The organism is Rhizobium sp. BK098 (assembly GCF_014193155.1).
Lineage (GTDB): Bacteria > Pseudomonadota > Alphaproteobacteria > Rhizobiales > Rhizobiaceae > Rhizobium.
This window is the reverse complement of record NZ_JACHYY010000003.1, coordinates 159,511-181,038: the sequence shown is the minus strand read 5'-3', so window position 1 is coordinate 181,038 and position 21,528 is coordinate 159,511. Positions and strand designations below refer to the sequence as shown.

General features: G+C 59.1%; 19 protein-coding genes. 10 read left to right on the top strand and 9 right to left on the bottom strand.

The window, feature by feature from the left end:
* Nucleotide 1 precedes the first annotated feature (1 nt).
* Both uca and atzF read left to right on the top strand, forming a co-directional pair.
* Entirely contained in the window at nt 2-3,538 is a 3,537-nt protein-coding gene (uca, locus tag FHT73_RS10165; RefSeq protein ID WP_183711357.1) for an urea carboxylase, read from the top strand.
* Nucleotides 3,538-5,349, top strand: coding sequence for an allophanate hydrolase (atzF, locus tag FHT73_RS10160; protein ID WP_183711355.1), 1,812 nt, complete (start codon nt 3,538-3,540; stop codon nt 5,347-5,349). The genes uca and atzF overlap by 1 nt, the downstream gene beginning before the upstream one ends.
* A gap of 233 nt (nt 5,350-5,582) precedes the next feature.
* Here atzF and FHT73_RS10155 read toward each other — a convergent pair whose 3' ends face one another.
* The 4 genes from FHT73_RS10155 to FHT73_RS10140 form a co-directional block, all read right to left on the bottom strand.
* A complete protein-coding gene (locus FHT73_RS10155; protein WP_112335937.1) occupies nt 5,583-6,374 on the bottom strand; it encodes an amino acid ABC transporter ATP-binding protein in 792 nt (263 codons plus the stop codon).
* The gene (locus FHT73_RS10150) at nt 6,371-7,039 is read right to left on the bottom strand and encodes an amino acid ABC transporter permease (protein WP_112608565.1); all 669 of its coding nucleotides are present in this window, start codon (nt 7,037-7,039) and stop codon (nt 6,371-6,373) included. The genes FHT73_RS10155 and FHT73_RS10150 overlap by 4 nt, the downstream gene beginning before the upstream one ends.
* Entirely contained in the window at nt 7,036-7,677 is a 642-nt protein-coding gene (locus FHT73_RS10145; RefSeq protein WP_112398887.1) for an amino acid ABC transporter permease, read from the bottom strand. The genes FHT73_RS10150 and FHT73_RS10145 overlap by 4 nt, the downstream gene beginning before the upstream one ends.
* 96 nt (nt 7,678-7,773) lie before the next feature.
* On the bottom strand, nt 7,774-8,601 hold the full coding sequence (locus FHT73_RS10140; protein ID WP_112335940.1) for a transporter substrate-binding domain-containing protein: 828 nt from the start codon (nt 8,599-8,601) through the stop codon (nt 7,774-7,776).
* Nucleotides 8,602-8,831: 230 nt separating this feature from the next.
* On the opposite strand from FHT73_RS10140, the gene FHT73_RS10135 reads away from it, so the two are divergent.
* From FHT73_RS10135 to FHT73_RS10120, 4 genes are all read left to right on the top strand, one after another.
* On the top strand, nt 8,832-9,575 hold the full coding sequence (locus FHT73_RS10135) for a UTRA domain-containing protein (protein WP_112609127.1): 744 nt from the start codon (nt 8,832-8,834) through the stop codon (nt 9,573-9,575).
* A complete protein-coding gene (locus tag FHT73_RS10130; RefSeq protein ID WP_112608563.1) occupies nt 9,572-10,513 on the top strand; it encodes a LysR family transcriptional regulator in 942 nt (313 codons plus the stop codon). Before FHT73_RS10135 ends, FHT73_RS10130 begins: the two co-directional genes overlap by 4 nt.
* Nucleotides 10,514-10,624: 111 nt before the next feature.
* A complete protein-coding gene (locus FHT73_RS10125) occupies nt 10,625-11,965 on the top strand; it encodes an LLM class flavin-dependent oxidoreductase (RefSeq protein WP_183711353.1) in 1,341 nt (446 codons plus the stop codon).
* Between the two features lie 11 nt (nt 11,966-11,976).
* On the top strand, nt 11,977-12,495 hold the full coding sequence (locus tag FHT73_RS10120; RefSeq protein WP_112608559.1) for a flavin reductase family protein: 519 nt from the start codon (nt 11,977-11,979) through the stop codon (nt 12,493-12,495).
* Here the strand turns inward: FHT73_RS10120 and FHT73_RS10115 are convergent.
* A complete protein-coding gene (locus tag FHT73_RS10115; RefSeq protein WP_183711351.1) occupies nt 12,492-13,655 on the bottom strand; it encodes an aminotransferase in 1,164 nt (387 codons plus the stop codon). The genes FHT73_RS10120 and FHT73_RS10115 overlap by 4 nt on opposite strands.
* A 96-nt stretch (nt 13,656-13,751) precedes the next feature.
* Here FHT73_RS10115 and speB point away from each other — a divergent pair, with 96 nt between their 5' ends.
* Entirely contained in the window at nt 13,752-14,807 is a 1,056-nt protein-coding gene (gene speB / locus FHT73_RS10110; protein WP_183711349.1) for an agmatinase, read from the top strand.
* Nucleotides 14,808-14,961: 154 nt separating this feature from the next.
* Entirely contained in the window at nt 14,962-15,258 is a 297-nt protein-coding gene (locus FHT73_RS10105) for a hypothetical protein (protein ID WP_183711347.1), read from the top strand.
* Between the two features lie 86 nt (nt 15,259-15,344).
* Here FHT73_RS10105 and FHT73_RS10100 read toward each other — a convergent pair whose 3' ends face one another.
* On the bottom strand, nt 15,345-15,719 hold the full coding sequence (locus FHT73_RS10100; protein ID WP_112410290.1) for a VOC family protein: 375 nt from the start codon (nt 15,717-15,719) through the stop codon (nt 15,345-15,347).
* Between the two features lie 108 nt (nt 15,720-15,827).
* Nucleotides 15,828-16,748, bottom strand: a complete 921-nt coding sequence (locus tag FHT73_RS10095; protein ID WP_183711345.1) for a LysR family transcriptional regulator — start codon at nt 16,746-16,748, stop codon at nt 15,828-15,830.
* 154 nt (nt 16,749-16,902) lie between these two features.
* On the opposite strand from FHT73_RS10095, the gene FHT73_RS10090 reads away from it, so the two are divergent.
* Nucleotides 16,903-17,751, top strand: coding sequence for an alpha/beta fold hydrolase (locus FHT73_RS10090; protein WP_183711343.1), 849 nt, complete (start codon nt 16,903-16,905; stop codon nt 17,749-17,751).
* A 209-nt stretch (nt 17,752-17,960) separates the two neighbouring features.
* Nucleotides 17,961-19,070: an acyltransferase gene (locus FHT73_RS10085; protein ID WP_183711341.1), complete on the top strand. Its 1,110-nt coding sequence runs from the start codon at nt 17,961-17,963 to the stop codon at nt 19,068-19,070.
* A 353-nt stretch (nt 19,071-19,423) separates the two neighbouring features.
* Here FHT73_RS10085 and FHT73_RS10080 read toward each other — a convergent pair whose 3' ends face one another.
* Nucleotides 19,424-20,419, bottom strand: a complete 996-nt coding sequence (locus FHT73_RS10080; RefSeq protein ID WP_183711339.1) for an aldo/keto reductase — start codon at nt 20,417-20,419, stop codon at nt 19,424-19,426.
* A 209-nt stretch (nt 20,420-20,628) separates the two neighbouring features.
* Nucleotides 20,629-21,528: a carbohydrate ABC transporter permease gene (locus tag FHT73_RS10075; protein WP_183711337.1), complete on the bottom strand. Its 900-nt coding sequence runs from the start codon at nt 21,526-21,528 to the stop codon at nt 20,629-20,631.

Below are 21,528 nucleotides of genomic sequence, written 5' to 3'. Positions count from 1 at the left end.
GATGTTCAAGAAAATATTGATCGCCAATCGCGGCGAGATCGCCGTCCGGATCATCGGGACGCTGCGGCGCATGGGCATTGCCTCCGTCGCCGTCTATTCCGATGCGGACCGTTTCTCAAAGGCACCCCTGATGGCCGACGAAACCGTCAGGCTCGGCCCGGCGCCGGCCTTGGAAAGCTATCTCAATATCGACGCCGTCATTGCCGCCTGCAAGGCAACCGGCGCCGAGGCGGTGCATCCCGGCTACGGCTTCTTGTCGGAAAACATTGGCTTTGCCGAACGGCTGGCAAAGGAAGGCATCGTCTTCATCGGGCCGACGCCGGACAATATCGCCGCCTTCGGGCTCAAGCACACGGCGCGCGAATTGGCGCGCACAAGCGGGGTGCCGCTGCTGCCGGGTAGCGACCTCGTCGAAACCAGCGAAGCCGCGCTCGCTGCCGCGGCGGAGATTGGCTATCCGGTTATGCTGAAGTCTACGGCCGGCGGCGGCGGCATCGGCATGCAGCTCTGCGAGGATGCTGCCAGCCTGAAGGCCGCCTTCGACAGCGTGCAACGCACGGCAAAAGCAAGCTTTGGAGATGCCCGTGTCTATCTGGAGCGCTTCGTTTCCAAGGCTCGGCATGTCGAGGTACAGATCTTCGGCGACGGCAAAGGCGGTGTGATCGCGCTTGGCGAGCGCGATTGCTCGTTGCAGCGCCGGAATCAGAAGGTGATCGAAGAGACGCCCGCGCCCGATCTTTCGCCTTCGGTGCGCAAAAGTCTCCATGCAGCGGCGGTGGCACTCGGCACCTCCGCCCACTATCAGTCCGCCGGCACGGTCGAATTCATTTACGACCCCGCACGCGAGGAATTCTACTTCCTCGAGGTCAATACGAGGCTTCAGGTCGAACATCCGGTCACCGAGGCCGTTTATGGCATTGATCTCGTCGAGTGGATGATCCGCCAGGCGGCCGGCGAAGAGGTGATCACAGGCAACGATCGACTTGTTCCGAAGGGTGCGGCGATCGAGGCGCGCATCTATGCCGAGATGCCGCATGCGGGCTTCAGGCCAAGCGCCGGCCTTTTGACCGAAGTTACTTTTCCGGAGGGCACGCGCGTCGACGGCTGGATCGAGACGGGTACGGAGGTCACTCCCTATTACGATCCCATGCTTGCCAAGGTGATCGTCGCGGCCGAAGACCGGCCGGCCGCGATCGAGAAACTCAAAACCGCACTTTCGCAAAGCTCCATCTCCGGCATCGAGACCAACCTCGACTATCTGAAGGCAATTGCCGGATCGGAACTGCTCGCCAGCGGCAAGGTGGCAACGACGGCGCTGAAGGATTTTCCCTTCGTGCCCGACGTGATCGAGGTGGTGGCGCCCGGCGCGCAATCGAGCATTCAGGAGCTTCCGGGCAGGCTGGGGCTCTGGCATGTCGGCGTGCCACCGAGCGGGCCGATGGACGAGCGCTCGTTCCGCCAGGCCAACAGGCTGGTCGGCAATGCCGATGAGACCGCGGCTCTGGAGCTGACCGTCTCGGGCCCGATGCTCAAGATCTTCTCCAACGTCACGATCGCGCTTGCGGGCGCCCATATGCCGATGAGCCTCGATGGCGTTCCATTACCGCATGGTGAGGCCGTCATCGCAAAAGCAGGGCAGACGCTTGCCATCGGCGCCATAGAAGGCCCGGGCCAGCGCTCCTATCTCGCTGTCTCGGGCGGTTTCGCCGCGCCGCTCATGCTCGGCTCCAGGGCAACCTTCGGCCTCGGCCGATTCGGAGGCCATGCGACCGGTACACTCCAGACCGGCCATGTGCTGCGACTGGCACGAACACGGCAGCCCGAGGCCAAGCCTGCGGACATGCCGGCAGCCCTCACGCGCACCTGGGAGGTCGGCGTTGTCTATGGACCACACGGCGCGCCGGACTTCTTTCTGCACGAAGACATCGAGACGCTGTTTTCGACCGACTATGAAGTGCATTTCAACAGTGCCCGCACCGGCGTGCGCCTGATCGGCCCTGCCCCCAAATGGGCACGTAGCGACGGCGGTGAGGCTGGTCTTCACCCCTCCAATCTTCATGACAATGCCTATGCGATCGGCGCGATCGACTTCACTGGCGACATGCCAATCATTCTTGGTCCCGATGGACCGAGCCTTGGCGGCTTCGTCTGCCCGGCCGTCATTGCGCGCGACGAGCAATGGAAGATGGGCCAGTTCAAGCCGGGCGACAAAATCCGTTTTCACCCGGTGCGGCGCAGTCAGGACGCTATCGTCGGTCCGACAGTTCGCCGTGCACCCGAGGAGACCGGATCGGCGATCGTCGGCCAAAGCCAGGATGGGCCAGTGCCTGTCGTCTATCGCCGGCAGGGTGATGACAACCTGCTTATCGAATACGGGCCGATGACACTTGATATCGCCCTGCGTTTGCGCGTGCATCTGCTGATGCAGGCAGTCGTCGAGGCACGCCTGCCTGGGATCATCGACCTGACGCCCGGCATCCGTTCGCTGCAGATCCATTATGACGGTACGACGCTGACGCGGAAACGCCTCGTTGGCCTTTTGACCGAGATCGAAGCAAAACTGCCGCCGGCGCAAGAGGTCAAAGTCCCAAGTCGGATCGTGCATCTGCCGCTTTCTTGGAACGATCCGCAGGCCGAGCTTGCTATGCGTAAGTATCAGGAGCTCGTGCGCCCGAATGCGCCATGGTGCCCTTCCAACATCGAGTTCATCCGCCGCATCAACGGCCTGCCCGACGAGCAGGCGGTGCGCGATATCGTCTTCGATGCCAGCTACCTCGTGCTCGGTCTTGGCGATGTCTATCTCGGTGCACCGGTCGCCACACCGATCGATCCACGCCATCGGCTGGTGACGACGAAATACAATCCGGCGCGCACATGGACACCGGAAAACGCCGTCGGCATTGGCGGTGCCTATATGTGCATCTATGGCATGGAGGGACCGGGCGGCTATCAGCTCTTCGGCCGCACGATCCAGGTCTGGAACAGCTGGCGGCAAACGCCGGTCTTTGCCAAGGACAAGCCATGGCTTCTCAACTTCTTCGACCAGATTCGCTTCTTCCCCGTCACGCATGAGGAACTGAACGAGGCGCGTGCGGCCTTCCCTCACGGCGGCTATCCGATCAGGATCGAGGAGACGGAATTCTCCTACGCTGCCTATGAGGCGGACCTCGCACGCGAGGCTGCGGCGATCGGTGCTTTCAAATCCAGGCAGCAGGCAGCCTTCGAGGCGGAACGGCAACGCTGGAAGGAGCTGGGGCTCGACAGCTTTTCCGTTGACGAAGGAGCGAGCCCTGCCCTGGCCGGAGATATACCGGAAGGTTGCTTCGGCATCGAAAGCGCGGTGCCCGGCAATGTTTGGAAGATACTTGTCGAGGAAGGCCAGCCGGTCGCAGCCGGCGATACTTTGGCCATCATCGAGTCGATGAAAATGGAAATCAACGTCACCGCCCACGCTGCGGGACGCGTCCGCGATCTGCGCGCAGCACCTGGGCGCAACGTCAAGGCCGGCGACGTGCTTGTCATTCTGGAGGAAATCTGATGCTGCCTACTATTCTCGACCTAACCTCGTTGAAAGAGGCTTATGGAGCAGGTCTATCGCCGCTCGATCTCGTGGAGGAGATTATCGCCCGATGCGGGGCGTCAGATGATCCGGCAATCTTCATCACGCCGACATCTCCTGAAGCCTTGCGAGTTGCGGCGACGGAATTGCTGACGACGGCACCCGAGCCAAATAGCCTGCCGCTCTGGGGCATACCTTTTGCAGTCAAGGACAATATCGATGTCGCAGGTCTGCCGACAACGGCCGCCTGCCCGGCCTTTGCCTATCATCCTCAAGCGGATGCGACAGTGGTTGCGCGTCTGCGGGCTGCCGGCGCCATCGTCATCGGCAAGACCAATCTCGACCAGTTCGCAACAGGCCTCAACGGCACGCGCTCGCCCCATGGTGCGCCCCGCTCAGTTTTCGATCGCGCCTATGTTTCCGGCGGCTCCAGTTCCGGTTCCGCCGTTGCCGTGGCGGCAGGTCTTGCCAGTTTCTCTCTCGGCACCGATACGGCAGGCTCCGGCCGGGTGCCGGCCGCCTTCAACAATCTCGTCGGCATCAAGCCGACGCCGGGGCTTGCTCCCAATGTTGGCGTCGTACCGGCTTGCCGCAGCGTCGATGTCGTCACGGTGTTCGCCGCGACGGTTGGTGACGGGGTCGCCATTCGCCGGATCATGGAAGGCTACGACGCCCGTGATCCGTTCTCGCGAGAAGCGGCTCCAGCGAGCCTACCGTCGGCGCGCCCGCGCGTTGGCGTACTGGATGGGGCCGAGCGCGAATTTTATGGCAACAGGCATGTCGAGGCCCTCTACGATGCCGCCATCGACAGGGCGAGATCGCTCGGGGCAGAGATCGTCCCGTTCGACTATGCGCCTTTCCGGCAGGCTGCCGAACTGCTCTACAACGGCCCCTGGGTTGCAGAGCGCCTCGCGGCGGTAAAGGACTTCCTCGCAAGCAATGCCGGCGATTTCGATCCGACGGTCAGAACCATCATCGAGGGCGCGAAAGGCTACGACGCGGTCGCCGCCTTCGAGGGCAAGTACAGGCTGGAAGCATTGCGGCAAAAGACGAAGGCGGAATGGGAGAAGGTCGATTTCCTGATGCTGCCGACATCCCCCACGACCTATACGGTCGAGGAAATGCAGGCCGATCCGATCGTCAGAAACAGCCATTTCGGCCGTTATACCAATTTCGCCAACCTGCTTGATTGCGCGGCGATCGCCATACCCGCAGGCTTCGATGCCGACGGCCATCTGCCGGCCGGTGTGATGCTCGTCGGGCCGGCCTTTACCGACGACGCTTTGGCGCCTTTCGCCGATGCCATGCATCGAGCGGTAAATAGCGGAATGGGTAGGGATCGCATGGCGGCACTGCCGGACAGAAGCCGCGTAACACCCGAAACCGCTGACGTCGTTCCGATCGTCGTTGTCGGCGCGCATCTGACCGGTATGCCGCTCAACCACGAGCTCACCGGAAAAGGCGGATACAGAATGATGACGGGTCGAACGGACGGCAGTTACCGACTTTTCGCCCTGCCGGGGACGATACCACCCAAGCCGGGTTTGGTGCGCGATCCGAACTTTGCCGGCAACGGTATCGAAATCGAGGTATGGGCGTTACCGCCGGCCGCATTTGCCCACTTCGTCCAGAATATTCCCGCCCCGCTGGGGATCGGCAAGATCCGGCTTGAGGACGGCAGCCATGTTTCCGGATTCCTCTGTGAAGCCCATGCCACAGCCGGTGCCAAGGATATCACCGGGTTGGGCGGCTGGCGAAATTTCATTCGCGCCGCGAATGCCACGGCTTAAAGGATACGAGATGAGAAAGATTCTCCTGCAGGCATTGCAAATCGTCCTTCATGGCCTGATCGCGAGAACCCAGGCAATTGGCAGCCCTGAGCTGCCTCGCTCGCAGCAAAGCAGCCTCGGAGACCAATAAAATATTTTGTACGGGGCGGGTTCACCGATGCCGAAGAGAAAACGCCGACGAGTGAGTGCCGTCATACGAGATGATTGCACTCACTCCGGTCACCACATCAGCATCAGAGCAACATCGATGCACCACGGTCGAGATAGGTATCGAGGAATTGCTCAAGACGAGGATTTCTCGGCTTCTTGAACACTTCTTGGGGCGGCCCGCTAAACAGCACCTTGCCGTGATCGAGAAAGATGATCTGCTGGCCGACGGTCGCAGCGAAACCGATTTCGTGCGAAACGACAACCATCGTCATGCCTTCGGCTGCCAGGTCGCGCATGACGTTCAAGACCTCGCCGGTCAGTTCCGGATCGAGCGATGATGTCGGCTCATCAAACAGCATGATCTTCGGCTTCAAAGCGAGGGCGCGGGCGATCGCCACGCGTTGCTGTTGTCCGCCGGAAAGCTGTGACGGATAATGCCCTGCTCTCGCCTCAAGCCCAACCTTGACGAGTTGCACCATGGCCGCATCCTCGGCTTGCTTTCGGCTCATCTTGTGAACCGTCTTCAATGCCTCGCTGACATTGCCGAGCGCCGTCATATGCGGCCAAAGATTGAACTGCTGGAACACCATGCCGATCTGGGCGCGGATCGAGCGATTGGTGGCTGCCGAGATCCGTTCACGGCGCCCTTGAGAATCCTCGGCAAAGCCAAGAACCTCGCCATTGATGGAGATCGTCCCGCGCGTTGCCTCTTCAAGAAAAGCCATGCATCGCAAGAGCGTGCTCTTGCCGGAACCGGATGGACCGATGAGGCAGGAGACCTGCCCCGGCTCGATGGCGAGATCGATGCCATGAAGGACGGTGGTCTCTCCGAACGTCTTGACGAGATTCCTGACTTCTATAGCGGGGACGCTCATGCGTTGAAAAACCTGAATCTGGAAAGTTTCGTTTCGGCAAGGTTGCCAAGCCAGCCGGTGACTTCGACCAGCACCCAGTAGAAGAGCGCCAGGGCCGAAAGCGCCTCGACGAAGGCATATTGCTGCGATCCGATCGCGCTGAGCGTCGCCGTCAATTCCGGCACCGTGATGATGGAGAGGACCGCCGTCTCCTTCATCAAAATGACGGTCATGTTCACACAGGGCGGCAGCACCAGCATCGTCATCTCCGGCAGGAGAATGCGCCTGATGATCTGCCCCCGCGTCAAGCCGACGCATTCGCCAGCCTCGATATGACCTTTCGGCACGGCCCGAAATCCGGAACGGAAGATTTCGCTGAAATAAGCCGCTCCATAGATCGAAATGCCGATCAGTCCGGCAGGCACTGGATCGAGCTCGAGACCGACGAAAGGGCCGCCATAATAGACGAGGAAGATCTGGATAAGAAACGGCGTGCCGCGCAGCACCGCCACGATGGCACCCAGCACCTTATCGACCACCACGCCGCCATATTGCCGGGCAACCGCCATCAGGAAACCGATAACGGCCGCGGCAATGGTGCCTATAATCCATATCATGATCGTTACGCCGGCGCCGCTGAGGATGGCGGGCCACTGCCCGATCAGGACGTTGATGTCGAAGGTCATCGCGGTACTCCGGGCAATCTGCTTTCGATCAAGCCGCCGGCAAGCGCCACCACCCAGTTGATCACGAGATAGATAAGGCCGGCCGAGGCGAAGATCTGCAGCGGCAGAAAGGTGCTGCCGGCAAGATCCTGGGCCATACGGGTCAGTTCTACGATGCCGACAACAGAGACCAGCGACGATGCCTTCAGAATGAGGATCGCCTCGTTAACAAGAGCCGGAAAGGTTAGCCGCAGCGCGATCGGAACCTTGATGCGGCGAAAGATCTGGCGCGGCGTCAGGCCAACCATCTCCGCCGACTCCACAAGGCCCAACGGCACGCTGGCAAAGCCGCCGCGCAGATTCTCTGCCTGGTAGGCAGCTGTGCAGAGCGACAGGCCGATGACGGCGGCCACGATGCTTGGCACGTTGAGGCCGACAGCCGGGAGCAGATTGTAAATCAGCAGCAACTGCACCAGCAGCGGCACGCCGCGAAAAAAGCTGATGAAAAACTGGGCAGGTCGCACGAAAAGGCTACGCCCAGTCAGCAACATTCCCGAAATCAGGATCGCAATTGCAAAACCGATAAAGATCGACACAAAGCTGATCGTCACCGTGTAGATGGATGCCTGTACAAGCAATCCAAAGAGCTCGATGGACATTGTTGAGTGTTCGCCCGCGTGGTGACCAGGAAGCTGGGATCTCGGTCGTCAGCCGTACCCGACAAAAAGCGGGCACGGCCGGTTTCCGAGGACTGATCAGAATGCCGGGTCCTTGACAGCGTCAGGCGTGTCGAAGCTTGCGCCGAACCATTTCTTCTGCAGCGTCGCCATGCGGCCGTCGGCCTTGATCTTCAGCATGGCGGCATCGATGGCGTCCATCAGCGGCGCGTGATCGGCATCCTTCAAGCCGATGAAGCCGAAATAGGACTTCTTGCCGAAGGGCGGCAGCACGACTTCGAACGTGCCTTCACGCTGTTTGGCGACGAACGCAATATTCGGCAGCGAATTGGCAACGCCGGCGATACGGCCGGCTGCCAGGTCGGCGTAGGATTCCGTAAAGGCCGGATATTCGCGGATATCGGCTTTCGTCGGCAGGGTGTCAGAAAATTCCTTGAGCTGATCGAGCTGCGCCGTCGCCTTACCGACGCCGATCTTCTTGCCGGCGATGTCTTCCGGTTTGCTGATCGTCTTGTCACCCGCCTTCTTCAGGATCGCAATGGTCGCTTCGGCCAACGGCGGCGTGAAGCGATAGCGCTCCATGCGCTTCTTGGTGATCGTTGCCGGACCGGCAACGACGTCGAACTTTCCAGCTTCAAGCGCCGGGAACACGCCGTCCCATGGGAGCGTGACCCATTCGATCTTCACGCCCAACTCCTTGCCGATCTCGTCGAAGAGGTCAACGTTCAAGCCAACGTGCTTGCCTGCATCGATGAAATCGAACGGGGCGAAGGCCGTCTCGGTGCCGACCTTCAGGGTGCCGGCGGCCTTGACCGCGGCAAGCGTGTCAGCCGCATGGGCCGAAATCGTTGCGCCAAATAAAAGTGCGGCGCCAACCAACCCCTTCAGAAGCGAATTCTTCGTCATGTCTTTCTCTCCAGTTTTGTACCCTTCCCTTGGAAGGTTCAGGTTCCCCAAGCATTGTCCCGTCAGGCCGATTTCTATGACCTTTTTTGTCTATACAAATAGATACAGCCTCGCCTACACTGTCAAATACAAAACATAACGAACGCAAGAATTATGCCGCATGATGCCCGATGGATCTGGCAGAAGCGGTTTTCACGGACATTGAGTTCATTGCCGGAGCAAGGCGAGCGTTGGTCCCAATTCATCAGAAAATTCTGAAGGATATCGAAAGCAGGATCGTGAGCGGCATCTGGCCGCCGGGGTACCGAATACCTGTCGAACACGAGCTGCTGAAAGAATATCAATGCTCTCGGATGACCGTGAACAAGGCGCTCTCGACCCTGGCTGAGCGTGGCATGATCATACGTCGTCGCAAGCTCGGCTCCTTTGTCGCTTCGCGGCAAATCGATCGCACGGTCATGGACATCCAGGATATTTCCACAGAAGCGGAGTTGGCGGGACACGAACATAGCCACACGATGCTGATGCGGAAAGTCGAAAGGCTCGATTCTGCCACCGCGATGCGGCTTGGCGAAACCATGGGGGCGGAAATCCTGCGGCTCCATTGCCTGCATGCGGTCGATGGCAAAGCGAATGCGCTGGAGCGGCGCATCATCATGCTGGACCTGGTGCCTTCAGCAAGAACCGAGAGTTTCGCTTCGGTACCACCAGGCAAATGGTTGCTGGACAGGGTGCCCTGGTCGAAGGCCCGGCATGTCATTCGAGCCGTCTCGGCCGATGCTGCGACGGCTCGCTTGCTTGAGACCGAACGCGGTGAAGCCTGCCTGACGCTCATCCGTCAGACATGGCAGAGCAGTCGCACGGTCACCTATGTCGAATTCATCCATCCCGGCGATCGTTTCCAGTTCGCCGGCGACTTTCATCCCAATGAAAGAGGCGTCATCGATCAACCACCGCAAGGAAGCACTTCTTGAACGACAAACGGATTAACAGGGCAGTTCCGCTTAAGGGCTTGCAAGCCTTTGAAGCCGTCGGCCGTTGCGGCAGCGTGAGCGCCGCAGCCTTGGAGCTGAAGGTTTCGCCCGGGGCGGTCAGTCAGCAGATTCGGAAGATCGAAAGCTTTCTCGGCGTCACCTTGCTTGAGCGCAATGGTCGAACGGTGGAGCTCACCCAATGGGGGCGACTCTATCATCAGGAAATATCGAAAGGTTTCGAACAATTCGCAGCCGCGGAGCAGATCCTGGAACGGGCTCGCAACGAGAATGCCCTGGTTCTCAGCGCGCTATCTTCCGTCGTCAACAAATGGATCGGGCGCCGGATCTTCGACTGGCAGGCCCTCCATCCAAATGCGCATGTCAGGATCGTCGGTCGCGACAAGGAACCACGCATGGGCTTCGACGACATTGATTTCCGCATCAGCTACGGATCGGACGTACTGCAGCACGAACACTATACCGAGCTGTTCCGCGATTGGGTGGTTCCCGCCTGCTCGCCGGCCCTGATCAAGGGCAAAGCGCCTTCTGCGACGCAACTTCTTCAATATCCGCTCCTGCATGTCGAATGGGAGCGGCATTTCACGCCCTATCCAAGCTGGCTGGAATTCGCCGCGAAGACGGGAGCGGCACTCGAGGAAACCGCCGCCGACCTTTCCTTCACCTTATCGAGCAGCGCAATCGACGCTGCCGTCAACAAGCGCGGCGTCGTCCTCGCGCAGATGTCGATGATTGCAGATGAGCTGGAGGCGCAAACGCTCATCATTCCCCTCGACATACGCATTCCCCTGCGCGAAAGCTACTTTCTCGCCTGGGACCGGGCTGCCTTGGAAAAACCGCACGGGCGCCAGTTTCGCGATTGGCTCGTCGCCATTTCCCGCCAGCAGGGTCTGGTATCGGCGCCCGCACCAACATTTTAGAAAAACTAAAACGGAACTCAGGTGCACGATATTGATGAAATTTTGCGCCTGGCGATAATTTGCGCATTCGCCTTCAACGGGACTGCGTGGCCGATATAAAGGGAGAATTCGATGGCACGGACCGACAAGATGAAACTCGGAACTTTCGTCTATACGTTCGGCTTTCATCCAGCCTCCTGGCTGCATCCGGCAAGCGATGTCAACGGCGCCAACGACTTCGCGCATCTGCTCGATGTCGCCAAACGATCCGAGGCGGCGAAATTCGATTTCATGTTCATGGCCGATTCTCCGGCAGCGGCCGTCGGCGATCCGAATGCGCTCGCCCGGATTCCAACCAAGATGAACCGCTTCGAGCCCCTGTCGCTGCTCTCGGCACTCGCGGTCACGACCAACGATCTCGGTCTCGTGGCGACAGTCTCGACGAGCTACTATGAGCCCTACAATGTAGCCCGTCTGTTTGCCTCGATCGACCATCTGAGCAAGGGCCGCGCCTGCTGGAATGTCGTCACGTCAGACCATGACGAAACCGGCTACAACTTCAATCGCGAGGGGCTCGACCCGCACGCGCTGCGCTATGAGCGCGGCAACGAGTTCGTCGACGTCGTCTTCGGCCTTTGGGACAGTTTCGAGGAAGGCGCACTCCTTCTCGACCGCGAATCCGGCGTCTACTATGACAAGGACAAGCACCACACGCTCAACCATAAGGGCAAACACTTCCAGGTTCGCGGCCCCCTCAACATCGCGCGAACGCCACAGGGCCGTCCCGTCATCGCCCAGGCGGGCGGTTCCGAACCCGGAATGGATATGGCGGCACGTACGGCCGAGATCGTCTTCAGCCTGGCATCGAACATCGAGCGGAACCGGTCCTTCTACGACAATGTCAAAGGCCGGATGGCCGCCTACGGCCGCGATCGGGATGATCTGAAAATCATGCCGGGCATCGTTGTCAACGTCGGTGAAACCGAGGCCGAGGCAAAGGCGAAGGTGGACTATCTGATCGACAAGATGCATCCCGATGTCGGGCGGTTGATGCTCTCCGAGTTCCTGGAAGCGGACCTGCGTGGCGTGGCTCTCGATGCGCCTTTCCCGATGGAGCGGCTGCCGGCCGCTCCGAAAGGGTCGCGTGCCCTGTTCGACGAATTGGTCGATTTCGTCAAGAGCGGCCATACCGTCGGCGAACTGATCCGGCACTATGCCGAGAAGCACACCGGCAATGGCATAACGGGCACGCCGACCCAGATCGCCGACTACATGGAGGAGTGGTTCGAGACGCGTGCCGCCGACGGCTTTATCCTGATGTTTCCGACCTTGCCATCCAGCCTCGACGACTTCGTGCGGCTCGTCCTGCCGGAGCTTCGCCGCCGCGGACTGTTCCGCGAGGAATATGAAGGCAAGACCCTTCGCGAAAACCTCGGCATTTCAACGCCGGCAAACCGTTTTGCCAAGAGCTGAGGGCCTATCCAATGGGTGACGAGGCTCTGATCAGCGATGCGGAATTCAGACTATCGATGCGTCATCTGGCCGGTGCGGTCAGCGTGATAACGGTCGGTGACGGCCAAGACCGCACCGGCTTCACCGCAACATCGGTTTCCTCATTTTCAGCCGATCGGCCTTCCGTCATCGTCAGCATCAACAGGACCTCTTCCTCCTGGCCGGCGCTGCAGCGGTATGGCTGTTTCTGTGTCAACGTGCTTGCGGCCGACCAACAGCACGTCGCGCAATCCTTTTCCGGCATTGGCGGACGCAAGGGCGCCGACCGCTACGAGGGTGCCGGGTGGTATCGCCTCAAGACAGGTGCCGCCGCACTTGAAAATGCCCTGACGGTCCTCGACTGCAAGCTCGAAACCGCATTCCATCACCATTCCCATGCCATTCTGATCGGGCATATCTGTGCGATGGAAATCCGGCAGGACATCGGACCGCTGCTCTACTGGCGAGGTGGCTATCATGACCTTCCGGCGGCGGTTGATGAGCCTGTCTAGCGTAGACGATCCGGCAATAACCTCATCGAGGTAACATCGACATTGGCAAAGGCAAATCTGAGGTAGCGCTCCTGCCCCTCGCCGAAATATGCCCCGGGTATGCAGACCACGCCGCGTTCCCTCGCAAGTTCTTCGGCAACCTCGGACGACGATCGGCCCTCGAAAGGATGGCGAACAAAGGCAAAATAGGCGCCTATCGCTGCAATCTCCCAGCCAGCCAACTCGGAAAACGCTCCCCTCAAGGCATCGGCACGGCGAGCAATTTCCAGCCGGTTGCCGGCCCGCCAGTCGGCAAGGACAGGCAGAGCCGCAGCGACTGCGATCTGAGCCGAACGCGGGGCGCAGATCTGCATATTGTCCATGACCTTCGCGATCTCTGAAATGAGCTCGGGACCTGCCGTGACAGCACCGAGGCGATGACCGGGGATGCAGAAGGATTTCGAAAAACTGTAGAGAAGAACGAGCGTATCCTCCCAACCCGGCTCCGACAGCAGGGCATGCGGCCGGCCGTAATCTTCGGCCAGGAAATCGCGGTAGGTTTCGTCGACGACCAGCCAGGCGCCATATTTTCGGCAGAGCCTGAAAAGCGCGTGAAGCAGCTCGGGCGGATAGACTGCTCCGGTAGGATTGTTGGGCATAACGACGGCAAGCATCTTCGCGCCGGCGGAAAGCGCGGCCTCTGCTGAACCGAGATCCGGAAGAAAGCCGGCTGCGGGATCGCAGTCGACCAGCCGCCGCCCGATACCCAGCATCGACAGCGTCGTGTCGTGATTGAAATAGAAAGGATTGGTGAGCGCGACCGTATCGCCGGCGCCAGCAAGAGCAATCGCCGTGCACATGAACGCCTGATTGCAGCCGGCCGTGATATGGATATTGCGGGCAGATATGTCCGCGCCGTAAACTTCTGCGACATGTGCGGCATAGGCCTGCCGCAACAAAGGCTCGCCCTCGATCGGGCCGTATCCCGTCATCGCCTGTTGTGCAGCTGTCTCGCCAAGCAGACGCAGCATTTCAGGATGCGCTGGATAACCGGGCACGGCCTGCGACAGATCAATGAGCGGACCCTTCAATCCCTTGTATTCGCGGCCCCAGGCAACGACGGAAGGGATGGGTGGAGGGGAGAGGCGGGCAACAAGCGAATTGGATTTTGCAGCGGTCATATCAATTTCTCTTTGATACCGATTGCTACAACGATACCAATTGCTTTCTCAACCTCTTTGTTGAGTAATACGGATCTCAGGTGGAGACGCAGGCGCATGGTGTGGGACAAGATGCGGCTCGAACAGCTGCGTGCGGAATTTGCAGACAGCAAAGGCGGCGAGATATTCGACGAGAAGTTTCGCAAAGTCGCAGAGAAGATCATCTCCAAGAGCGGCACGAGACTGGCACCATATGCCGGCGTGCCGACTTTCCTCAGCGCGCCCTACATGCAGGTCGCAGCCGACGAGCCTGAATTCGGCAATCTCCAGGTCGCAATCACGGGAATTCCGATGGATCTCGGCGTCACCAACCGCCCCGGCTCCCGCTTCGGACCACGCGCACTTCGCGCCATTGAGAGGATCGGCCCTTATAACCACGTTCTGGGAACCGCGCCGGTCTTCGATCTGCGCGTCGCCGACATTGGCGACGTACCGTTCCAGAGCCGCTATAGGCTGGAGCTCAGTCACGACGACATCGAAAAGCGTATCGGCCAGATCGTCGATGCCGGCGTCGCGCCTCTCTCGGTCGGGGGTGACCACTCCATCACTCATCCCATTTTGAAGGCGGTCGGTCGGAAGGAGCCGGTGGCCCTCATTCATATCGATGCGCACTGCGACACCAGCGGCGCCTTCGATCAGACGAAGTTTCATCATGGCGGACCGTTTCGCAACGCCGTACTGGATGGCGTGCTTGATCCGACAAGGACGATCCAGATCGGCATCCGCGGTTCGGCGGAATATCTATGGGAATTCTCCTATAAATCGGGAATGACCGTGATCCACGCAGAAGACATCAGCGCAATGGGGATGGAAGCCATCATCGCCAAGGCCAAATCCATCGTCGGTGACGGCCCGACCTATCTATCCTTCGACATCGACAGCCTCGATCCGAGTTTTGCCCCCGGTACAGGCACGCCCGAGATCGGCGGATTGACAACGCGCGAAGTGCTTGAGCTGATACGCGGGCTGAAGGGCATAAATCTCGTAGGCGGCGACGTCGTCGAAGTCGCTCCCCAATATGACGCGACGACCAACACCGCACATGCCGGAGCTCAGGTGCTCTTCGAGATACTGAGCCTCATGGTGTTCAGTCCGTCGATCGGCAACCGCTGAGCATTGCGTTCGGCGAAAGACAATTTCGCTGCATAGGCTGGGTTTTCATGGCGATACGGAACAAACAACAGTGTGTCGCCATCGATCCTCTTGGAACGCATGTTGAATTCTGTTGTCGCGACGTCTTTGAACCAGTCGACATTGGGGTGACGCAATGAGTGATACGTTGCTCTGCACCTCATGCGGACTAGACAAGACCGAATCAATCGTCCACGGAGGCTCATACATACTCCGATGCGCCGCCTGCGGCAAAGCAATCGTCGCAACGTCGTTCATGGCGATGCTCGATTCCGAAGACGACTGGGCCGCCTTTGTCGATGCGGGTCCTGGAAATGTCCCTCAGCCGGAGGCGCTCGTCGCGCGTGGACCGCTTCGTGAGATATCGACGGCGATCAAGGTCTCGGCACGTCATGGAACTCAGATACGCCTGATCCCCGAAAGAAGGGATTGACCGCTATTGACCTGATGCTGCCGTGACGGAAATCCGCCCGAACTCGACATTACCATGGCTGCCCCAGGCGCCGCTTGACGCCCATTTCATTTCGTCGGGTGAGACCGCGCGGACAATTTATTTCCGTCAGGATCGCGAAGATATGCGACGAATGCTCCGTTCGGGCGCTCGGAGGGCGGACTTTCGATCGCCATGCCACCATGCGCGACACCGGCGGCATGCCACGCCAGAACATGGCCGGGGCTCGCGGCGGCTATACCGATAGTCCCGCCGTTAGCCGCGGTCGCAGGCTTGCCATCGATCGGTTTCGTGATCATCAGCCGACCACCCTCGTGGATATAGACCAGCCTGCCTCGCTCATCCATCTCGCCCGGATTACCACCCAATGCAGCGAATGTGGCGTCGTAAAAGCTTCTGGCTCGTTCCAAATCGTTGCTGCCGATCATGACGTGAGTGAACATGCTTCATCTCCGGTAAAATACCCAATGGCTCCCATTCAATGCTAGCCTAACCTTGCCGTAGGCCAGCCGCAAAGCTCTTGATGGAGAGCGATCTCCTACTCATTCTGCTCATCTCGGCGATGAAGTCGAGGCCTTATCCGCAAATCGGGGATGCGTTTGGATGTAGTGCCAGAGTCGGCTGGCGATGGGTCCGTGCGGGCGGTCGCGGCGGCGTGCCGCCACAAGGTCGATATCCATGCCCGGGAAATGCTGTCCCGTGATGGAGAGCAGACGTCCGTCACGCAACTCCTCCTCGATCATGAAGCGGGGCAGATGCCCCCATGCCATGCCGCGAAGGACGATCTCCTTCTTCATCGCGTGATCGGCGACCGTGCATTGCGGTGCCCCCTCGACCACGTAGAAACTGGGTTTTGCAATATCGCGCGCCGTGTCTCGGATGATGCATTGGGTCAACCCACGCATTTGTTCGGGAGTGATCGATCGCGAGGGTGCGAATGGCAGGAATTCGGGAGCAACCACCGGCACGAAGGAGATCGCGCCGAGATCGATCCATTCGAGCCGCGGATCGGATTTATCGATCCAATGGAGGATCAGGTCGGCTTCGTCTTCGAAAAGCCGCTCGGATGGTCCGCCGATCGTCTCGAAATGCAGGTCGAGCCGCGTGTTCGCACAGCCGGCGAAGAAGCCGCCGAGCAATTGCAGGCCATCATGCAATGGGCAGGTGTCGCCAAGGATCACGCGCAGATGCGTCTCCTCTCCCATTGTGAGCTGACGGGCATGCACCCTTAGCGCTTCCATTTCGCCGAGCAGGGCCTGCGCCTTGCGATGAAAGGAGCGACCAGCTTCGGTGAGATCTACGCGATAGCCGGTACGATTGAGGAGGGCGACGCCGAGATTGGCCTCGAGCTTGGCGATCGCCGCAAACACGGCCGTATGCGACCGGTTCAACACGGAGGCTGCCGCTTGAAAGCCGCCTTCGCGGACCACCGCATCGAAACATTGGATTTCCTGGAGCGTGAATGGCTGCATTGTAGATTCTATTTACAATGATTTTCCAATCTTTTCAATTTTTTTGGAAGGAAGGGAGAATTAGCGTCGAACTGTTCTCGACCCCGCCCCGCTTTCCGGAACCAGATTCTGCGGCAATGCGGCAGGTGCCAACAACAAGAGAAGGACCATATCGATGACGAATAATTCCGCAGAACTCGCCACGCTCAATCCCGAAGAGCCGGCCGCCCTGTCGTTCTTCACCACCGGCGATGGCGTTCGGATCGCCTACAGGATCGATGGGCGGGACGACCGGCCGGCACTAATCCTCGCCAATTCCATTGCGACCACCCTGCAGATGTGGGATCTCCAGATTCCCAAATTCGCCGAACACTTTCGGGTCATCCGCTATGATTACCGCGGTCACGGCGGCTCGGACGTGCCGGCTGGCGCCTATTCCGACGGAAGGCTCGGCCGCGACGTGCTGGAGCTGATGGACTGGCTCGGGATTGAGAGAGCGCATTTTCTTGGCCTGTCCCTCGGCGGCTGGGTCGGCCAATGGCTTGCCATCCACGCACCGGAACGGATCGACCGTCTGATCCTCAGCAATACCTCTTCCTACCTCGGCCCCGCCGAAACCTTCGACAGGTCGATAGCCGCAACGCTCGCTGCGCCGGACATGAGCGAAGCCGCGGAGACCTTCCTCGGCAACTGGTTTCCGAAAGCGATGATCGCGGCGAACGGACCGGTTGTTCGCCAGTTTCGAGAGATGTTGCTGAACATATCGCGCAAGGGACTCGCTGGCCTGTTTGCCGCCGTGCGCGATGCCGACATGCGCCGTACCAGCACCCTCATCCAGAGCCCGACGCTCGTGATCGCCGGCGAGTTCGACACCGTGACATCGCACGCCATGGGTGAAGCAATCGCCAATACGATCCCAGGAGCAAGGCTGAAAACCTTTCCGGCCGTGCACTTCTCCAATATCGAGTTTGCGCAAGCCTTCAGCGAAGAGGTTGTGGCGTTTCTCAACCAAAAATCCGCTTGAAATCCTGGTCGAGTCCGGACGAGCACCGCCTGCGAAACCTGGGCAGGCGGCGCTTGTCCAGGCCGAAAACTGCAGGCGAAGGACAAGGCGTCGCGGGTCGACGCTCGCTCGATAGTGGCCTTCTTGTTCCGACTTTCGGTTGAGTATAAGGATGGTGAAGCTTGGGATTGTCTTTACCGCGGGGCTCGCTGAATGACTTGGACGTCGCTATGACGCAGGTGCCACATGTCACTTCCGCTGAGCGGATCGGCGTACTCGATGAGCTCAGGTTCCTGGCTGCACTTGCGGTGGCGCTCTTTCATTTCGGGTTCCGAGGCAAAACGCTTGGTTTTACCGAGATGAATCTTCCAGACTGGATATCCGTGTTGAAATACGGATATCTGGGCGTGCAGATGTTCTTCGTGATAAGCGGTTTCGTCATCGCCTACTCGGCGGAAGGGCGAACACCGGGGCAATTTGCTATCGCGCGCTTTGCGCGAATTTATCCAATGTTCGTATTATGCATGACATTGACGTTCCTGATCGTCGCCATTTATGGCGCGCCGCAGATCAACGCGACCGTTGCACAATGGGCCGCTAATCTGCTCCTCCAGCCCGGACTGCTGGGGCAAGAGATCATGGACGGCTCCTATTGGTCGATCTCTTACGAGGTCGTGTTTTACGGTTGGGTTTTCGTTCTGATAAAACTGGGCGGTTTCAAGCCGCGGCTGTATCCGGCCATTGTTGTCGGCTGGCTGCTTGTTTCAACAGTAGATCGTGCTTTCTTTGCCAATCCTTTGATGCGCCATCTCGCGCTGACCGACGAAAGCGGTTTTTTCTGTATCGGCTTGGTTTTTTACGCCGCGTTTCGCAAAGGCTACACGCTTCGCAATTTCGTTTTGCTCGCCTTATCGGTTGCGGTTGCCCTGTACCAATCCTTGGAAATGACCCAATGGAATCGCGAAAATTACGGTGTGGACTATAGCGATCTGGTTGTTGTCAGTTCCTGTCTTGCCATTGTGGCAATTGTCGCCTTGGCAATAAAGCGACAACGTTCGCTTTTGCCTGGAGGCGTGATGCTCGCGCTTGGCGGCATCAGCTATCCCTTTTATCTACTGCATCAGCACATCGGTTACGTAATCTTCAATAAGGTCGGAGCGACGGCCTCGCCGGAAACCGTTGTGACGATGACCGTACTGCTTCTGATATGCATTTCATACCTGCTTTGGCGCTTCTTCGATGAGCCGTCCCGACGGCTGACCAGGTCAGTTTTAATGCGGCTATTTGAGAATGGGTTTTATCTACCTCGGCCGAAGAAAGGTATTTCCGAAGCGGAATGAAGATTCGCCGTGCGACGAGACGGTCATGGCAGTCTCCTTCAAAGGGAACTTTCCGCGCTCGTCGGTTCCGCTGGGCGCCCCCTCAGAGCGCACAAAGCAATGACCATCGACCTTCCGGGAAGGCTTCAAAGCGATCGAACGACCCCACAAGACGCTTCATACCGGTGAGTTTCCCGGGATTGGGCACCTTAGCGAAAACATCATGCCGGACAAGTTCCGCGTCCGCTGCGAGACCTGCGATATCGAGGATACGAACCGGCACGTCAACTGGCTCCGCCGCCGGATGGCGAAGGACGAGTTTTTGGGAATATGTGATACCGACGATCCTCCTCTCGGCATATGTATGGGCCGATCTACAGGCCGGCCAACGCTTGATCGATCGCCGCCATCACATCTGCTCGCAAGGGTCCCTTTGCCAGAGCACCGGCGTTTTCCTCGACTTGGGCAACTGTACGGAAGCCGGGAATTGGCAGCGTGCGGGGCGAACGCGCCCATAACCAGGCAAGCGCACCCTGCGTAAGCGTGCGTCCGTCCTCGGTCAGCAGATTACGGACCGCCTCTAAGCGAGCAGCAAATTGAGGCGCGATCCTGCCGTCTTTGAAGTAGACCATCCAGTCGAGGCTCGCACCGCGCACATCCTTCTCGCCGATAGCCTTGTCAGGCGTGAACTTGCCGCTAAGAAGCCCCATGGCAAGCGGACCGCGATTGATGGAAATCAAGCCGTTGCGCTCGATGACATCGATCATCGCCGGAACCGGCTCGAAGACGTTCATCGTATGTTGAACCGAGACGAACCCTGCGCGATGCACATGACGTGCCGCACGATCCAGGTGGTCAGTGCTCCAGCCGAAGGCCTCAATCTTGCCTTCAGCCTTGAGCGTTTCGAGTGTCTCAAATACCTCGTCAGACGCTTCAAGCGGAAAATCGTTAAGATGGAACTGCAGCAGATCCAGACGATCGCGGCGCAGACGGCGCAAGGATGTCTCGGCGGACCGCCGGATAAAGGCGGGATCGGAGAAAGCGCCTGTCGCTTGCTTGGTCTTCTCGTCCGTCGCGAAGCCGAATTTGGTGGCGATGATGATATCGTCGCGATTGCCGAGCGCTCTGCCGACCACCTCTTCAGAATGCCCAGCCCCGTAATTCGAGGCAGTGTCGAAGAAGCGAATGCCGAGATCCACCGCCCGGTCGATAGCACGGATCGATTCATCGTCGTCGACTTCGCCCCAGCCGAGCGGCACATCACCAGCGTAAAACGGTCCGCCTATTGCCCAGCATCCCATGCCAAGGCGTGGAATTTCCAGGTCATTCCAGAGCGTTATTGTGGTCGCACTATCGGCTTTGGTCAGCATGTCATCCTCCACGATCATCCACCGTTACAGGCAGACATAGGCAGAGACGCCGGAGTGATAAACAGCCAAATCTGCAGGGTGTTTTTCATTCATGAAAAGCGGTGGTTCAACCGTTCCGAGGGGCGAGACGCAACCAAGACAGAGTTGAATGCCAGAAAGCCCCGAGGAAAGCGGACCGCTGCATCAGCGATCCGCTGCCGCGGCATTCGTCACTCCTTCACGGCACCGGTCATCGACGAAACGTAGTAGTCGACGAAGAAAGAGTAGAGGATGACGACCGGCAGTGAACCGAATAATGCGCCGGCCATGAGCGACCCCCACTCGAAAACATCGCCGCGAACCAATTCCGTCAGAACACCGACCGGGATCGTTTTGTTTTCCGACGATTGAATGAAGGTGAGCGCATAGATGAATTCGTTCCAGGACAGCGTAAAGGCGAAGATGCCGGCCGAGATCAGCCCGGGTACCGCCAGGGGCAGAATAATTTTGACAAGGATCTGCCAGCGGCTAGCGCCATCGACCAGCGCACTTTCTTCCAGCTCGAAGGGTATCGACCTGAAATAGCCCATCAATAGCCAAGTGCAGAATGGAATGAGGAAGGTTGGATAGGTGAAGATGAGCGCAAGTCTGGAATCGTAAATTCCCAGCTTGAAGACGATGAAAGCCAAGGGAATGAACAGGATCGAAGGCGGAACGAGGTAGGCCAGAAAAATCAGCAGCCCGATCGAACGAGAGCCGGTAAAGCGCACGCGCTCGATTGCGTAGGCGCCAAAAATCGACGCCAGCAGCGACAGCGCCGTCGATCCCACCGCCACCAGTATCGTGTTCCAGAGCCAGCCTGGATAGGAGGTCTCGAAGAACAGGTACTTGATGTGATCGAGCGTCGGCTCCACGACCCAGAAGGGGCTGTAGTTATTGTAGTCAGTCAGCTGTGCGTTCGGCTTGATCGCCGTTATGGCCATCCAGTAGAAGGGAAAGAGAAGAACGAAGACAAAGACCGCCATCGGCAGATAGAGCATAACAATACGGCGAGGCAGCCGGTTCAGATAGCCCATGCCTTGGATGTCGTCGGTCAGAACGGGATTGGCCGTTTCGATTTTTATGGTCAT

What these genes read in the sequence shown, in the direction of transcription:
- FHT73_RS10095 (WP_183711345.1), bottom strand. Translation starts at nt 16,748, where the DNA reads ATGCAGCCATTCACGCTCCAGGAAATCCAATGTTTCGATGCGGTGGTC.
- FHT73_RS10140 (WP_112335940.1), bottom strand. Translation starts at nt 8,601, where the DNA reads ATGACGAAGAATTCGCTTCTGAAGGGGTTGGTTGGCGCCGCACTTTTA.
- uca (WP_183711357.1), top strand. Translation starts at nt 2, where the DNA reads ATGTTCAAGAAAATATTGATCGCCAATCGCGGCGAGATCGCCGTCCGG.
- atzF (WP_183711355.1), top strand. Translation starts at nt 3,538, where the DNA reads ATGCTGCCTACTATTCTCGACCTAACCTCGTTGAAAGAGGCTTATGGA.
- FHT73_RS10100 (WP_112410290.1), bottom strand. Translation starts at nt 15,719, where the DNA reads ATGTTCACTCACGTCATGATCGGCAGCAACGATTTGGAACGAGCCAGA.
- FHT73_RS10080 (WP_183711339.1), bottom strand. Translation starts at nt 20,419, where the DNA reads ATGCTGACCAAAGCCGATAGTGCGACCACAATAACGCTCTGGAATGAC.
- FHT73_RS10115 (WP_183711351.1), bottom strand. Translation starts at nt 13,655, where the DNA reads ATGACCGCTGCAAAATCCAATTCGCTTGTTGCCCGCCTCTCCCCTCCA.
- FHT73_RS10075 (WP_183711337.1), bottom strand. Translation starts at nt 21,528, where the DNA reads ATGACCATAAAAATCGAAACGGCCAATCCCGTTCTGACCGACGACATC.
- FHT73_RS10155 (WP_112335937.1), bottom strand. Translation starts at nt 6,374, where the DNA reads ATGAGCGTCCCCGCTATAGAAGTCAGGAATCTCGTCAAGACGTTCGGA.
- FHT73_RS10120 (WP_112608559.1), top strand. Translation starts at nt 11,977, where the DNA reads ATGGGTGACGAGGCTCTGATCAGCGATGCGGAATTCAGACTATCGATG.
- speB (WP_183711349.1), top strand. Translation starts at nt 13,752, where the DNA reads ATGGTGTGGGACAAGATGCGGCTCGAACAGCTGCGTGCGGAATTTGCA.
- FHT73_RS10085 (WP_183711341.1), top strand. Translation starts at nt 17,961, where the DNA reads ATGACGCAGGTGCCACATGTCACTTCCGCTGAGCGGATCGGCGTACTC.
- FHT73_RS10125 (WP_183711353.1), top strand. Translation starts at nt 10,625, where the DNA reads ATGGCACGGACCGACAAGATGAAACTCGGAACTTTCGTCTATACGTTC.
- FHT73_RS10145 (WP_112398887.1), bottom strand. Translation starts at nt 7,677, where the DNA reads ATGTCCATCGAGCTCTTTGGATTGCTTGTACAGGCATCCATCTACACG.
- FHT73_RS10090 (WP_183711343.1), top strand. Translation starts at nt 16,903, where the DNA reads ATGACGAATAATTCCGCAGAACTCGCCACGCTCAATCCCGAAGAGCCG.
- FHT73_RS10105 (WP_183711347.1), top strand. Translation starts at nt 14,962, where the DNA reads ATGAGTGATACGTTGCTCTGCACCTCATGCGGACTAGACAAGACCGAA.
- FHT73_RS10150 (WP_112608565.1), bottom strand. Translation starts at nt 7,039, where the DNA reads ATGACCTTCGACATCAACGTCCTGATCGGGCAGTGGCCCGCCATCCTC.